This window comes from Desulfosporosinus sp. OT (genome assembly GCF_000224515.1).
Lineage (GTDB): Bacteria > Bacillota > Desulfitobacteriia > Desulfitobacteriales > Desulfitobacteriaceae > Desulfosporosinus.
Map to the genome: position 1 here is coordinate 25,002 of NZ_AGAF01000232.1, position 15,572 is coordinate 40,573.

General features: G+C 45.3%; 13 protein-coding genes. All 13 read right to left on the reverse strand.

The window, feature by feature from the left end; genetic code table 11:
• Window positions 1-98 precede the first annotated feature (98 nt).
• Window positions 99-815, reverse strand: coding sequence for an MIP/aquaporin family protein (locus tag DOT_RS21795; protein WP_009623646.1), 717 nt, complete (start codon window positions 813-815; stop codon window positions 99-101).
• 413 nt (window positions 816-1,228) lie between these two features.
• A complete protein-coding gene (locus DOT_RS21800) occupies window positions 1,229-2,812 on the reverse strand; it encodes a Na/Pi cotransporter family protein (RefSeq protein ID WP_242833890.1) in 1,584 nt (527 codons plus the stop codon).
• Between the two features lie 103 nt (window positions 2,813-2,915).
• Window positions 2,916-3,596, reverse strand: coding sequence for a PhoU domain-containing protein (locus DOT_RS21805; protein WP_009623649.1), 681 nt, complete (start codon window positions 3,594-3,596; stop codon window positions 2,916-2,918).
• Between the two features lie 525 nt (window positions 3,597-4,121).
• Window positions 4,122-4,337, reverse strand: coding sequence for a hypothetical protein (locus DOT_RS21810; RefSeq protein ID WP_040413151.1), 216 nt, complete (start codon window positions 4,335-4,337; stop codon window positions 4,122-4,124).
• A complete protein-coding gene (gene rpoN, locus DOT_RS21815) occupies window positions 4,338-5,738 on the reverse strand; it encodes an RNA polymerase factor sigma-54 (protein WP_009623651.1) in 1,401 nt (466 codons plus the stop codon). It lies immediately after the preceding gene.
• 61 nt (window positions 5,739-5,799) lie between these two features.
• Complete coding sequence (whiA, locus tag DOT_RS21820; protein ID WP_009623652.1) at window positions 5,800-6,735, reverse strand: DNA-binding protein WhiA; 936 nt, start codon at window positions 6,733-6,735, stop codon at window positions 5,800-5,802.
• Window positions 6,736-6,840: 105 nt separating this feature from the next.
• Complete coding sequence (locus tag DOT_RS21825; RefSeq protein ID WP_009623653.1) at window positions 6,841-8,208, reverse strand: gluconeogenesis factor YvcK family protein; 1,368 nt, start codon at window positions 8,206-8,208, stop codon at window positions 6,841-6,843.
• Window positions 8,205-9,098 (reverse strand): RNase adapter RapZ, encoded by an 894-nt coding sequence (rapZ, locus tag DOT_RS21830; protein WP_009623654.1) that lies wholly within the window; start codon window positions 9,096-9,098, stop codon window positions 8,205-8,207. Before rapZ ends, DOT_RS21825 begins: the two co-directional genes overlap by 4 nt.
• A 38-nt stretch (window positions 9,099-9,136) precedes the next feature.
• A complete protein-coding gene (locus DOT_RS21835; protein WP_040413153.1) occupies window positions 9,137-10,327 on the reverse strand; it encodes an extracellular solute-binding protein in 1,191 nt (396 codons plus the stop codon).
• A gap of 15 nt (window positions 10,328-10,342) precedes the next feature.
• Window positions 10,343-12,100, reverse strand: a complete 1,758-nt coding sequence (locus DOT_RS21840; RefSeq protein WP_242833891.1) for a B12-binding domain-containing radical SAM protein — start codon at window positions 12,098-12,100, stop codon at window positions 10,343-10,345.
• Window positions 12,101-12,252: 152 nt separating this feature from the next.
• Entirely contained in the window at window positions 12,253-13,377 is a 1,125-nt protein-coding gene (locus DOT_RS21845; RefSeq protein ID WP_009623657.1) for a polysaccharide deacetylase family protein, read from the reverse strand.
• Between the two features lie 197 nt (window positions 13,378-13,574).
• Window positions 13,575-14,588, reverse strand: coding sequence for an alpha-hydroxy-acid oxidizing protein (locus DOT_RS21850; protein WP_009623658.1), 1,014 nt, complete (start codon window positions 14,586-14,588; stop codon window positions 13,575-13,577).
• 90 nt (window positions 14,589-14,678) lie between these two features.
• Window positions 14,679-15,491, reverse strand: coding sequence for a Cof-type HAD-IIB family hydrolase (locus DOT_RS21855; RefSeq protein ID WP_009623660.1), 813 nt, complete (start codon window positions 15,489-15,491; stop codon window positions 14,679-14,681).
• Window positions 15,492-15,572: the final 81 nt, after the last annotated feature.

The following is a 15,572-nucleotide window of genomic DNA, read 5'->3' on the forward strand; positions in this document are numbered from 1 at the left end:
AATTTATTCTTGTATAATCCATGATTTCACTGCGAAATGCACTATTGCCAAGTGCCTGATCCTCAATTCGAGGTTATTGCAGCAGAATCAGCCATTGACTATCCCATATAGACTATTTTGTAAAGGAAAGCTCCTAAAAGACCGCCAATAATTGGACCTAGGACAGGTACCCATGAGTATCCCCAATCTGACGATCCTTTCCCCGGAATAGGCAGCAGAAAGTGTGCAATTCTAGGTCCTAAATCACGAGCTGGGTTGATCGCATAGCCAGTAGGTCCACCGAAAGATACACCGAGCCCCCAAACCAAGAAACCCCATAAAAGCGGATTAAGTCCTGTTGTCGTTGCTGATTTTGTGATTCCAATGGAAAGGCCTACAAAAACTAAGATAAAGGTTCCAATGATTTCCGTCAATAAGTTAGCAGGATAATTACGGATTGCAGGACCAGTACTGAAAACAGCTAATTTGAGTTCCGGATCTTCAGTGGCCCCCCAGTGCGGAAGATAAGCTAAATAAGTAATCACTGCACCAAGAAAGGCTCCCAAAAATTGAGCAGCAATATACATTGGCACCTTGTCCCAGGGAAATTGCCCTGTGGCTGCTAAGGCAATCGTTACTGCAGGATTTAAGTGTGCCCCACTTAATGGACCCGTCGCATAAATTGCTAAAGCAACACCAAATGCCCAACCTGAAGCTATAACAATAAGACCGCCGTTATTCCCCTTCGTTTTACCCAAGAGAACGTTAGCTACGACGCCCGTTCCAAATAAAAGAATTATCATTGTACCTAGTACTTCACCTAGAAAAGCTTGCATGCCAAAACCTCCTACAATTAATTTAAAAACTGATATTTCTTCTTTTAGAATGTATTTTTCAGACCTCTGTATTCACAATAACTTTTAAGTTCTTTAGTACCTCCTCTCTCTCCGGGGTATTTAATATCAACATAACAAGCCTCACCCCCCTAAAATCAAATGTTAAAAATTTTCTAAATATTAATTTGGTCAAAAAAAGAAGCCGAAGTTGGCTAATATTCAACTTAGAATATCAGCTTACTTCGGCTTCTCTATTACTCTAGCCTTATTTATTCAATTATTATACATATGTCGACATTTATCTGCTCGACTTGATCTATTATCAGTATATTCTCTTTTTGCAGTATAATCAATACCCTATTTCAAGAAAATTTCCTATATATTCTCCCAATATTTTGATTAAATTCAAGGCATTAAGCAATTCCCATAACTACCTGTGCAATATTGACTACATGATCATCAATCGTATATAAAAGATTAATTAAATCTACCACCGCGTAACATAATTTTTCCTGGATAAGACAATTATCTTCGTCCAGATCACAGTGCGGAGTTTGAGCTAAGGCACTAAACTGCAGACTACGTTGAAGACGCATGATTTCCGGATGCTCACGGATTACCTCGGCAGCCAAGTCGACATCCCATCTATGGAGTGCTTGAATCATCCTGGCGAAGTTTTTTGTGATCGAATTATGAAGCTCCTGCAACTGTTCCCATTCTTCGAATGGAAGAGTTATTTTATCTCGATGCAGTTTTTGAATCAGCTGCCTAATGGAGATAAAGATATCCTCGATGTAGTCCATTTCCTTCAGGATAAATTGAGCATTTAGACATTCTTCCGCCTGCTCCTCCGTTAACCCTTTATGAGATAAAGCTGTAAGAAACCGTGTTATATGCTTGTAATACCAAGCGACTTTTTCTTCAGTAGCTGCTAATACAACTGCACGCTCCTCATCCAGCGCCAGGACTACAGTTGGAACTTCTTGCATCATTTTTTCTAGAATAAGGTCCCCAAGAGCGATAATTTCAACCTCCACTTGATTTAGAGCAACAGTCGGTACTTCTAGCGAGGATTTATCGAGCACTTTGAACTTCGGGTTAAGGTCTTGCTCCGAATTATCTGGTATGCCCCACTTTAAGGCCTTGGCGATCCACGTGTTGAAAGGGAGAAAGATGAAAACCATAAAGAGGGCAAACAGCAAATGGGCATTGGCTACTTGGCGCTGCAAGTCGCTAGTTGTCCAAGTGATCAGTCGAGCGAATTCAGAGAGAAAGGGGAATACTACGATAGCGGCTACAACTTTATAACCTGTATTAGCCAGCGCCGCCCGTCGAGCATCCCTTTGCTGAGCTGTAAAACTAGAGAGCAAGGTAGTCATTGTCCCCCCAATGTGCGCGCCAAGCACTAAAGGAACCATGACATTCAAATGCAATAGTTGTTGGCCGGCTAGAGACATCATAATCGCAAATAACGCTGTGCTGCTCTGAATTACCGTCGTTAAGAGAACCCCAACCAAAAGGGCCAAGAGTGGTTGAGCCCCTATCCGGGTAAGGAATGTGTAAACCTCCGGAATACTTTTAAGGGGCGCTGAAGCCTCCGACATATTGGCCATCCCAACGAAGATAATCCCAAACCCAATCAAGGCCTGACCCAGATGTTTCCACTGACCACAACCGAAAACATGCAATATAAATCCTAAAAAGATTGCACCTAGGGCAATGTTGAGCATCTTAAAGGCAATCAGCTGAATTACAATAGAGGTTCCTACTGCAGATCCCAAGACGATTCCCAAAGCCTGGGCTAGACTCATCATACCTGCATTGACAAACTCAACGACTAAAACAGTTGTTGCAGCAGAGCTTTGAAGAGCCACAGTCACAACCATACCCAGCAAAACTGCAAGAAAGGTATTTTCCGTCAAGGAGTTGAGAATTTGTTTCAGACGGTTGGCAGCAAACTTTTGCAAGCCGTCTGATGTTGTGTGAACTCCATACATAAAAAGCCCCAAACCACCCAGAAATATAAAAACAGGCCCCAGCATGCTGATAGTTCATCAACTCCTCTACAGGCTTCTTGAATCTCCCCTTTTTTCCTACAACCTACCGAATGTTTGCTCCGTCTGGAGTTGTAACAGGAAACTCGTTCGCCAATCGTCTATTTCCTGTTCGAATAAATAAAAGTGTCTCCGCTACATTAACGATATGGTCCCCCATACGCTCCAGCGTCCTAGCCACCACCAGTCCTAACCCTAATTGGCCGTTATTGCTTTTAGTTTGACTGCCTTCTAGCAAAGCTACTTTTAAATTGGCATACACATGGTCCAAGAGATCATCCTGGTCTGCCAAATCTATGGTGATCTCTGCCTCCTCTTTCAATATGGCCAGGGTGTAATTCGTCATTACGAGCAATTGTTTGGCCATCCGTTGAATATCTGGCGGCCAATTCCCCTCCGGCTTGAGCTCACTCAGCTCAGCAATATCGCATGCGTAATCGGCGACCCGTTCGAGCTCTTGGGCCATTCTTTGAAATCCGAGAATCCAACGCAAATCCTGACTCCGCAGTTGTTGTAAACTCATAATATCGAAACTACGATTGACGATGCTGTCTCGTATTTGATCGATCACATCGTCACGTTGTTCACAATCTTGAACTGCTTTACCATGCTCAAACGCTTCCAGCACCGCACTTATTTGACTCCGCACAGCTTCCGCCAGCTCCACCGTCATCACACGCAAATTTAACAAGACCCGGTCATAACCTGATGTACGAAACATTCCCATACATCACACCTCTTTCCTTTAGATTCAATGAATAAAGCAAAATTATCTGCGTGCAAATTCCAGAGGGCAAATTTGATACTCTATATTCGATCCTTGATAGTGCTACTTGAACTGCGATTAGCCATCGAATAAAGTTAACTTATTATATTGTGGAACCTGAAGTTTCGTAACGCCATCCCAAGGTATCGATCAAATATTCTGATAATTCATATTCAAGACAGCGTGCTTTATTAAATTTATGACTCACTTCTATTCACCAGAAAGCTCATAAAATGATATGACTTGTTCTAAAACATAAAAGTCACTGGAGAAACCGCAAACAACGCTTTCTCCAGTGACTTCTCATCTCTCTATCCTAAGCTTCATACTTCCTAACCCCAATATACTCATCTTTCACCGTTCTCAGCCGCCAGTGCGGCACGGTCCCCCTCCCGCCATCCTGCATGAAGGTTAATACGTGCAAAGACAGTGTCTGTTAGAGGGGTAATCCGTGCGAAAACAGTGTTTTCGTGGGCTACAGGGATACTAGGCCATCACGGCACCTTGCCATCCTGCAAGAAGGGCTAATACTTGCGAAGACAGTGTCTTCGGGCGGTGCTCTAATCTCAAACGTCCTGTTTGAGTCATGGCCGTCGGACGCCGCATCTGGCGGGAACCTCGCCCGCTCTCATCAAGCACTTGAGCCGTGATTTGGCCCACGACCGTAGTGGCTGACCGAGTGTTTCGCGACTGCTCACCCAATTAATATCGTTTCCTAACCGTTGTCGCCCCAATCCCCAACTCATCACGGTACTTAGCAACCGTGCGCCTGGAGATCCCCATATCTTTAGCCTTTAGAAGTTCAGCTATCTTTTGATCAGAGTAAGGGTTTTTAGGATTTTCTGACGTAATGATATCACGCAAGGCCAGTTTGATTTCCTCGGTCGTTATACTAGAATCGTTATTATGACCTCGCCCCATGCTATTTGCAAAAAAGAATTTAAATTCGTAAATACCCCGGGGTGTTTGTACATATTTATGGGATGTGGCTCGACTAACGGTCGATTCATGAACTCCAATTTCCTCTGCAATATCTCTTAACGTAAGCGGTCTCAAATGACGGGTCCCATACCGAAGAAATTCTGTTTGCCACTTCACGATGGCATTTGCTACTTTATAAAGGGTTAGACGTCGTTGCTCAATGCTGCGAATAAGCCAGGCCGCCGCGTTCAATTTCTGTTCTACAAATTTGCGGGTGTCTGTACCCTCCTCATGGCTTAAGACATCACGGTAGGCCTTGTTTATCCCTAAGCGGGGTACTGTGATGTCATTAACCAGGATAATAAACTCTCCACCTATTTCTTCAATCACGACATCCGGGACGACATAGCGCACCTCTCCGGGAGTGGAAAATCTGAGACCTGGTTTAGGGTCCAGTTTGCGGACCAGATCGGCCATTTCCTGGACTTGGCACAGCGAAATTTTCAAAGCATGAGCAATTCTTTGCAAACGTCCTGCCGCCAAATCTTCAAGATGCTTTAAAAACTCCGGGAACTCCGGCGGATAGTTGCCCAGGAGCGGTAATTGTAACCGAAGACATTCCTCTAGATTTCGTGCTCCCACCCCTAACGGGTCCAGGGTTTGCACCAAGGCTAGCGCTTCTTCGGCTGTTTCGAGTGAGACATTTGTTTCACGAGCAATATCTTCTAATGACAGAGTTAGACACCCATTGTCATCCAAATTCCCAACAATGTACTCCGCTACGGATAAAGAAGCAGAGACTTTCTGAACATGTAGTTGTTCGAGCAAGTGCTCCAATAAAGTTGGCGCTGAAGCTATAAAGGGATCAAATCGTTGTTTGTCCTCCACCACCACCCGTTCCTGACGAACACGATTTTCGTCCTGATCCTGAAAATAATCCTGCCAGTCTACATCCCATTTCTCATCGGCGATACTTTCTTCAGCCACAGGGGGCTCTGCATCCTCTTTACTGTTCATAATTTCTTCTTGAGTTTCCAGCAAAGGATTTTCCAATAGCTGATCCTCAACATACGTGGCAAGGTCAAGAGCGGACAACTGTAAAATAGTAATTGCCTGACGCAATTCCGGAGTCATAATAAGTTTTTGAGTTTGCTCTATACTTAGTCCATACCCTAGCCGCACCTTATTTCCCCCCACCATCTCTGATTTTAGGTTATCTTCCCATGTGCCTAACTTTAGGGTTCTATTTTTTGTTCCTGACTCGTTCCGCCAATTCATCAATCTTCCTCATCCGGTGATTGACTCCTGATTTACCGACTTTTGGCCGCAGCATTTCTCCAAGTTCTTTTAAACTGGCATCTGGATATTCCAACCGAAGCTCCGCCATGTCCCTAAGTGCGGGCGGCAAAGACTGTAATCCAATCGTATCCACAATAAGTTGAATATTTTCCAGCTGGCGCACTGCGGCGTCGACAATTTTATCCAAATTAGCAGTCTCACAATTCACTAAACGATTCACTTGATTCCGGACCCCTTTAAGCACTCGAACGTTTTCAAATTCCAAAAGGGCACGGTGAGCTCCTATAAAGCCAATAAACTCTACAATGTGTTCACTCTCTTTGATATATACTACATACCAATGCTTGCGCATGCTAACTTTGGCCCCTAATTTAAATCGGTTAACCAACTGACATAATGCTTTAGCATGTTGCGCATCATTACTGACAATTTCCAGGTGATATTCGCCTTCAGGGTTATTGATCGAACCTCCCGCCAAAAAAGCTCCTCGCAAATAAGCTTTTTGATCACAGCGCTTTTTTATAAGGTTAGGAGAGATTCCAGGATAAATTTGTCCTGCTTCATCAACCAGGCCCAAGTTTTGTAAGTCTTCTAAGCCCCGAAGATAGATTTTGACTAAATATGAATTATTTTTGCGAAGCCTAAGTTTACGGCGAACTACGATATCCACCGGACGCTTTAACACATCCTTAGCCAAGCGAAAGATCTTACGTGCAACTGGAGCACTCTCTGTAATCACATTCAAGGCATACTGTTGATTTGCACTAATTTGGAATGTTCCGTCCATGCGGACCAAAGCCGCTAGTTCTGCTAACTCGCAACAAGATTTCTGACCGCCTAAACGTGCAAGCTCTTCTTTGGTGACAGCACTAAAGGACAATTTTCCAACCCCCCTTATATCGAGGCACGAGGTTCGACTGGGAACGTTGAAGGTTCGCTATCGAACATCTCCATTCGTGCGTCGTGCATCGTACTTCGTGCTTCGCTATTCCCGGAGCTTCTGAGAGAGCAAATACGCATCAACTAAAGCAATTCTCTCTCCCATAGGTTTTAAACGAAAAAGTAACCGCACTAGTTCCTTTGCCAACCGATCTGAATCATGACGAATGACGTCCCCTTCTTGCACTAAATGCGCCTCGAAATACTTGGCACCAAGATTTTCGACGTCTTTAGGATCAGTAACGACAGGTACGGCTTCTTCCTTGACATACCTCATTAAACTCGTCGCTGTTACTTCCCCCTTATTGGCCAGTACCGCATCAACAAAGTTTGGACCGCAATGGTCCAGAATGGCCCTAAGGTGGTCGGACACACGGTAACCGTCTGTCTCCCCTTTTTCCGTCATAACATTACATACATAGACACAAGGTGCCTTTACTTCCCGGATTTTATCTCTGAGGCCTCCTACCAATAAATTGGGTAATACACTTGTATATAGACTCCCTGGACCCAGAACAATAAGATCTGCCTCCTCAAGGGCCTGCAAGGCTTCAGGCAAAGGGTGACAATCACTTGGTTCCAGGCAAACCCGGTGAATCTTTCCTTCGGTGTCACGGACCGCTGTTTCCCCTTCAACCTGGGAGCCATCTTCAAATTCCGCCTTAAGCACAATTTGTTCCAAAGTGGAAGGGAATACCTTGCCGCGGATAGCAAACACTTTACTAATTTTTTCAATTCCTTTTTGAAAATCACCAAACGTATCGGTTAGCCCTGCCAGAAGCAGGTTTCCTAAACTATGTCCTTCCATTGTTCCGCTTTCAAAACGATATGAGAAGAGCGTGTCCATAATCTCCTCTGTATCTGCCAAAGCGACTAAGCAATTTCGCACATCCCCTGGGGGTTGGATACCCATTTCAAGTCGTAATTTCCCCGAGCTTCCACCATCATCCGCAACCGTAACAATCGCCGTAAGATTACAACTGTACTGTTTAAGTCCGCGCAGGAGAGCAGAAAGTCCGGTCCCCCCACCGACAACGACAATCTTAGGCCCTCTGCGCAAATGATGACGGGCGTAAATCACATCCACGATTCTTCCTTCGTTATCTGGGAGTACTGATGAAATAATAGAGTAGAGCATGCGTTTAAAACCTAGAATGATAGCAAAGATCCCTAAAGCACTGATGACCACACCGGCCGGCACAGCTGTGAGCGGTGTACTGCCCGTCACTCGATAGATAACCTCTCTGAACTGTAACTCAGCATAGCCAAGTGCAACTCCGTCATTCATGACTGAAAACCCAGTTGCGAACAGGAAAATCCCGAGAACGGCCAGGAGAAACCACCGTTTCACTTTCAGATTGGGGTAAAGCCACTTCAGATAGCGTGAAAGTCCCTCACTCATCTTTGGTTTCATCGCGCCGTTCCATGTTTCTGATTTTTCAAGGCGTCCCGATGTTTAACACTGATGGCGTAATGACGTTCCTTTAAAAATTGTCCAACCCGTTCCGCAATGGCTACGGAGCGGTGTTGTCCACCGGTACACCCGATCCCAATAACCAAGTGTGTTTTACCCTCTTTAACATAATTAGGGAGGATGTATTCAAGTAAGGATAGGTACTTCTCCATGAACTCTTGAGCCATGGGATTGCCAAAGACATATTCCTGGACCAAGTTATGCTCCCCAGTCAGCGGACGTAAAGTCTCAACATAAAATGGATTCGGCAAAAAACGCACATCCATGACAAGATCACCGTCCATAGGAATTCCATATTTAAAGCCGAAGGATATCACGGAAACAGCCATTTGTTCCAGGCCTTGCGCTTTACCAAATAACTCAGCCACTTGACTACGGAGTTGTTGAGAGCTTAACTTGGACGTGTCAATAATATTGTCGGCCCGGATTCTTAGCTCCTCCAGTTGTAGACGTTCAGCCTGAATGCCATCTAGAACTCGACCACGAGGAGAAAGAGGATGCCGACGCCGCGATTCTTTGTAACGGCGGATCAACGTTTCATCCGATGAATCCAGAAAGAGGACTCGCAGATGAAAGCCCTCCTTTTCCAAATTGCTTAAGGCTTCACTCAGTGAGGAAAAAAATTCTCCTCCGCGCAAATCACAAACAATCGCCGCTTTAGAAACCTTGCCTCGGGACTGGGCACAAAGCTCCGCAAATTTCACAAGAAAGGTGGGTGGCAAATTGTCAACACAGAAAAACCCTTGATCTTCAAGACTTTGCATTGCCTGAGTTCTTCCAGCACCAGATAAACCCGTGATGACCACTAGCTCTAATCCTTTTTTATCCACTACTTTCACCCCCTGCTCTGATTTTAAATTACGGCTAGTCACTTAGCTGATAAAGCCTTTCCAGCTTTCCCCTGAGCACTGGCCAGTGCATCCTCCGGCGAGACGTTTCCAGCCAGCGAATTTCTCCAGGCTTCATCTTGAAGGGGAATCAACTTCCACTCAGGGGCATCTCCTTCCAAAGCCCAGGCCTTAGTCAAAGCACTATTTGCCTGGGGAAAGACACCTTTCTGGACTTCGGGAAGACGATAATATCCCATATTGGCTGGGAGAAGACGTCCAGCTTGCATCAGAGCTCCTTCAACTCCCACAGCAAGCAGTGCGCTTTCCACGGTTTGAATCGCTGGCATCATTGCTTCATTTGTCCCAACCACAGAATTTGCAATTCCCAGTGTCGATCCCAAAAGCGGTTGTCCTGGCCCACTCACCAATTCCACCAACGGCATACTTCCCCAAGGCACATTTTGCCCATTTAAGAGTTTCGCTTGACTCGCTCCCGCTATCATGTAGGGTGTTTGCCCACCCGCAAAGGCCGCTAAAGTGTTTGGATCAATACGCAGGACTTTACTACTCTGCCAAGTCAAAAGTTGTTGAAGAAACGCCACGTTGCTGGGATCGTTGATAACCGGCTTTCCCGTATTCATCAACTTCCCACCTTGCCCCCTCCACCATGCTGAAAGTGTGGCGGTATCCGCAGCTGTAACGGAAACCCCTCCTTTAGTTGAAAAAAGGTCAGCCAAATTGGCAGGGACAGTAGCTGTATCCGTTCTAAAATAAAGCAAAGGAACATCTGTCAACCAAGGGAGAGCATACTCCACTCCCCCAAATCGGAAACCAGCCAACGTTGCAGGAAAAGCATCCCGATCCAGATATGCTGTAGGCGCTAATGCCCCCTGCCCGTAAAGTTGGCGAAGGATCTCTCTCGAAGCAATAAATATTTCCGGACCTTTCCCTCCCGCTTCGGCTTGGTAAGAAAAAGCTACAAAGTTTTGTTCCGGCACATATTTGAGCTTAATGATCACCTCAGGATGGGTCTTCATGATTGTTTGAATCTGTCCTTGTAAAGCAGCTACCTCAGCCCCTTGTAGGGTATGCCAGACTTCGACTACAGCGGGGGCCGGTCCTCCTGGTTGTCCTGTCTGGGGTGTTTTCGTACACCCGGAAACGAATATCAATATAAGTATGCAAAACCAGCTCAATGTGGTTTTACACAGAAAATTTCGGGAATTCATGTTACTGCACTCCATTCATTCGTCATACCTGTAGGCCTTCACGCTCCCCTGTTGATAGTGAAAAAGATACCAGCATGACCCGTTGGATTCCCCAACCTTTAACACATCAGAAGTGAACTGGGCCACTGCCGTGTTGCGATTCCACTGACGTCGGTCCATTTCAACTGACTCTGGAATCACATTTGCCCAATAACTGGCTCGCCGAATAGTCTCCTGCTTAGTTCTCCACTCCTCTGCTTCCTCCTCAGCCTCCGAGCCAACCTCGAGCCAATCAGGAACGTTGCGTGGACGTTCCCACATGTAATAATCAAAACGCAAGGCATCGCGGAGTTTATCCCACAAAACAGCGTCATAAGGTACTGTACTCGCCAAGAATTCCCAGAGTTTGTCAAACAGGGCTTTACCTGACCATTGTCGGTGAAACCAACCTTCTTGCTGCCAAAACTCTGCAAATTGATCGTAAAAATCAAACGGTGTCACAAAGAATTTAAGAATTTCACGCAAGGCATGGGCAAACTTCCTTGAATTATAGTATTTATCGATTAAGTCTTCCATGCGTTGCAATTGAAGTATTTCACTATGTGACAAGAACGGGGTTTCTAAAATCGTATAAGGCGGATCTGGGGTGAATAGCAGACCATAACGTTTGCTTTGCAGACGAAGCCCCGACCCTTTAAGTACTTTTAAAAACCCGAGCTGGAGCATATCTGGTTTTATTAGGTAGACATCGTTAAAAGAGATCCGAAAAGTAGACCAGTTTTCCTCCGGTAATCCAGCAATCAGATCAAGGTGCAGCGGTATTTCGAAGCTTTGCATTTCTGGTATGAATTTTTTCCAGTCCTCAAAATTTTGCGGGCGCGCAACAATCTTAAGTGTCGGTAAATGAGTCGATTGTACCCCAATTTCCAATTGGATTAAACCACGTGGATAATTTCTAAAATAATCCATCCATTCATCATCTAATAGGTCTCCTGCAATTTCACAATGAACACGAATTCGGTAGGCATCGGGGAGCTTCTCGCTCTCTTCCTGCACTATATTCAAAATCTCCATCGCATGACGCTTATTAGCATTAAATGTGCGATCCACAAACTTTATCGTTCCCACACCGCTTTCCAGTAAGTGACGAAACATTCTCCGAAACCGCTCTGGCTCTAAAAATCGAACACCCTTAAACGTCGAGGACAAGCAATACTGACAGTTAAATGGACATCCCCTAGTTGTTTCAACATAGACAAGACGGCCTGTGAAGTCTTCAATCTCTGTATACGGAAGCGGGAGATCGTTCAAATCAGGCGATGCTGGTCTAGGAGGATTGACCGTGATTTTACCGTTTTCTGACCAAGCTATACCTGCTACGTGAGAAAGGTCACGACCGTTTTGCCATTCGGTAAGTAGCTCTAAAAATGTTTTTTCCCCTTCACCGATAACAAGGGCATCTACTTCTCGATGCTCGCGAAGGAACTCCTCAGCCTCAAACGATACCTCTGGGCCTCCGATGACGAACCGTGTATCTGGACAAACTGGGTGAAGACGCCTGATCAGCGCTGCTATCTCTTTCATATTCCAAATATAACAGGAAAAGCCAATGACATCGGCCTTGGCTTCATAGATTTCTCCGGCAATTTGATCAAGGTGTTCGTTAATGCTAAATTCCCGAAGCAAAACATCCGGATAAACTGCGCGAACCTCTTCTCGCAAATAGCGAAGGGCTAGATTCGTATGTACATATTTTGCATTGAGGGCAACCAAAAGAACACGCAATTCTGCCACTTCCCTTCGCTTTAAGTATAGCGGTTTAGGCCCCTTATTGCAATTCTTGTGCCAGAATGCACGAGGGCAAACAAAATAACGGAAACGAGACACCCCAAAGGAGTCCAATGCCTGAACAGGCATTGGACTCCTTTGGTCATGGACACTGAATTTCAGCCCTGGAACCCCCCCGGGAAAAGGATCGGAGCAACTTTCGGCGTAATTACACCGAAGGAATATCCTTGTTGCTTGAGGTACTGAATAATCTGGGGGAGCGCATCAATCGTTGTGACCTTAGCCCCAGCGTCATGCATCAAAATAATGGTCCTCGCTTTACCTGGTACTTGATTTTCCACGTTTTGAACGAGTTGCTCTGCCGGAACAAGAGAAGCGTCAGCGTCTCCGCTACTGACATTCCAATCATAGATCAAGTAATCTGCAGCATCGAGTGCATTATAATAGTTGACATGAAAATGGCCCTGAGTTCCACCTGGTGCCCGAACAATTTTGGGACGGACTTTAATGGTTTTAAAAATAAGTTCTTCTGTCTGTTTAATTTCCGCTAAAAAAGTCTCTGGACTGCGATAAAGCAAATTATAGTCATGGGAATAACTGTGATTTCCTATCCCTTCCCCTTGCTCATATTCGGCTTTTAAGAGGTCAGGATACTTTTCCACTTGCCTTCCCAATACGAAAAACGTTGCTTTTACACCTTCATCCTGAAGGATCTTAAGGATACGAGGCGTAGTTTGAGGGTAGGGACCATCATCAAATGTCAAATAGGCAATTTTTTTCGGTTCGACATTAAACGCTCTTACCCGCATGGCCAGCCCCGGCGCACTCGGTGGAGTACCACTTAAGAGATAATAGGGATGAATCGGGGTCTGAGGCAGAGCCGCTGGGGGCGTGGGCGCAGGATTATCATCACTTTCGTCCGCATGAACCGGAGGAAGGATATCATCTTTTTGTTCAGGTATTGGATCAGTCTGTTGTTCGGGTGTTAGTTCTGTCTCTTGTTCGGGTATCGTTTCAGTGGCTTCAGGTGTTGGTTCAGTTTCTTGTTCAGGTATCGGTTCAGCCTTTTGTTCGGGTATAGGTTCTGTTCTTTGTTCAGGTATCGGTTCTGGGGTAGGAACCTGCGGGCTTTCTGACCCCGGAGAAGTAGGAGTCTGAAGAGGCCCAGTTGTAGTATCTGCTGTAGAAATCGTCACCGGTACACATCCACCTAGATATACGCTTGTCAGAAGCATCAACATCACAACGGTTACGCGCCATCTCTGCCAATGTTTTATCCCCATGATGCCCACCCCCAATCTAGATGTTCGTAGTTCGATATATAATATTTTATTGTACTTGGAATATCAGACCACGAACAAACTCTTAGCTTTGTTTAACTAGAACAGGAATAATAGAATTCAAAACTCCATTAGTAAGTTTCTTTAATTGTATTCCCTTATTATTTATAACTGCCTGTCTTCATTTTCTTCAGCTATATTTACAACAACACATCCATGTTGATCTCTTCAAGTGTTGCACAACCCGTCAAAATCATAGCCTGTTTTAATTCATTGGTCATCGTTTTAAGCGCTAAAGAGATCCCCTCGGCGCCTCCACCGTAAGCGGCGATAATAAGCGGTCTTCCAATCAGGACTGCATCCGCACCGAGTGCCAACATTTTTAATACATCTGTACCGGATCGAATTCCACCATCAACGATTACTGGGATTCGTCCATGAACGGCGGCAGCAATTTCCGACAGAATCTCAGCCGTGCCGGGCGTATGATCGAGCACTCGTCCGCCGTGGTTCGATACGACAATTGCTGCGGCCCCCACTTCAATCGCCACTTCCGCCTCGTCCACCGTCATAATGCCTTTAATAATAAATGGTAAAGATGTGCCGGAAATGATTTCTTTCATTTCTTCTTTTGTTTTAGGACCAACGGGTTGTCCCTTTAAAGCCATAGTAACTAGACCTGCTCCGTCTATGTCCATACCTACCGCCAAGACCCCCGCTTCCTCAGCGCGCCGCAGATATTTGAGGACCTCTTCCTGCTCCCTAGGTTTAATGAACGGAATACCTCGACCTTGGACCTTGACTATAGCATCCACCCCAGAATTATACATTGCCGGGTCCGCTCCATCCCCAGTACACGCTAAAGTCCCTGCAGTTAGACAACCCTGAATTATTGCCTCTGCCCATTCTTCTTCGTTCAAAGCCCCACCCATGTTATAAACATTACCGGTAATCGGTGCGCCCAGAATTGGCGTAGCCAGATCTTGTCCGAAAAGTTTGTAGGTTGTGTCCGGATTTTTAGCACCATGAAGTGTCCTCATATTAAGACGAAATGCGGCCAGCATTTCCACATTACTTTTAAAAGATGCACCAGTTCCTAGTCCTCCCATACCTGGAACTTCACCTGCACAGACTTTGCCATTACACTCGGGACAAACCCTACAAAATCCCTTAAGCTTTTCACGTGCAGTTTGGCGAACTGTTTTCATATCCATTACATACTCCTCCATTCTTCTGTATAGGTACGATGCATCGTGCCTATAGCGACCTTATTAATCAAGAGCACTGTTACTATTATTTGTTTCTCAAAGAGTTCTATCCAGAACATAGCGTTCAATGGCTTCCGCCACCCCATCTTCCTGATTCGTTACTGTCACAATATCCGCTTGTTCCTTAATTGCCGATTGAGCATTTCCCATTGCCACACCTAGACCCGCGTACTTAATCATTTCTAAATCATTGAAACTGTCTCCAATCGCCATCACGTCTTCTTGGACAATTCCTAGACGTTCGGCTAAAGCGGCCAGAGCGACCCCTTTGTTGACAGTACAATCCGTCATTTCTAGAAAACAAGGCTTGGACTTAGTAATATGCACCTTTTCCCCATAACGTTGTCTCAACAAAGGAGCCAATTGGTCTAGCTCCGCTTCCTCTCCCATCAGAAGAATTTTTTCGATTCCTTCGGGTTCTTGGGAAAGGATGATTAAGAGATCTGCTTCCTCGATACGGACACTGGAAATTTGCGCATAATCGCGTGAAAATCCATTCCGTTTTGTCGTAATGACACGGTCTTTAAGATAAATCTGGGTATAGACCCCCTGTTCTAAAACATACCGAACAATTTCAGCTGCCACAGCACTGGGAATAACTCGTCGAAAAAGAATATCGCCGCTTAAAGCCTGTTGGACCATCGCCCCATGATACGTAATCACCGGGACGTCCAGCTTTAGTTGTTTTGCATAAGGACGGGTAGAAATAGGCATACGCCCGGTAGCAATTGTTACTTTAACGCCTTGGGCCTGAGCCCTTTGAATCGCCTTCACAACTCGAGGGGAAATTGTCCAATCATCCCTAAGCAACGTATCATCCAGATCCATAGCTATTAACCGAATCGCCACGATCTTACCACTCCTTAGTTCGTAGTTCGTAGTTCGTGGTTCGAACTACGAATATCCCATGTCACATTGTGTCTCTAAGCA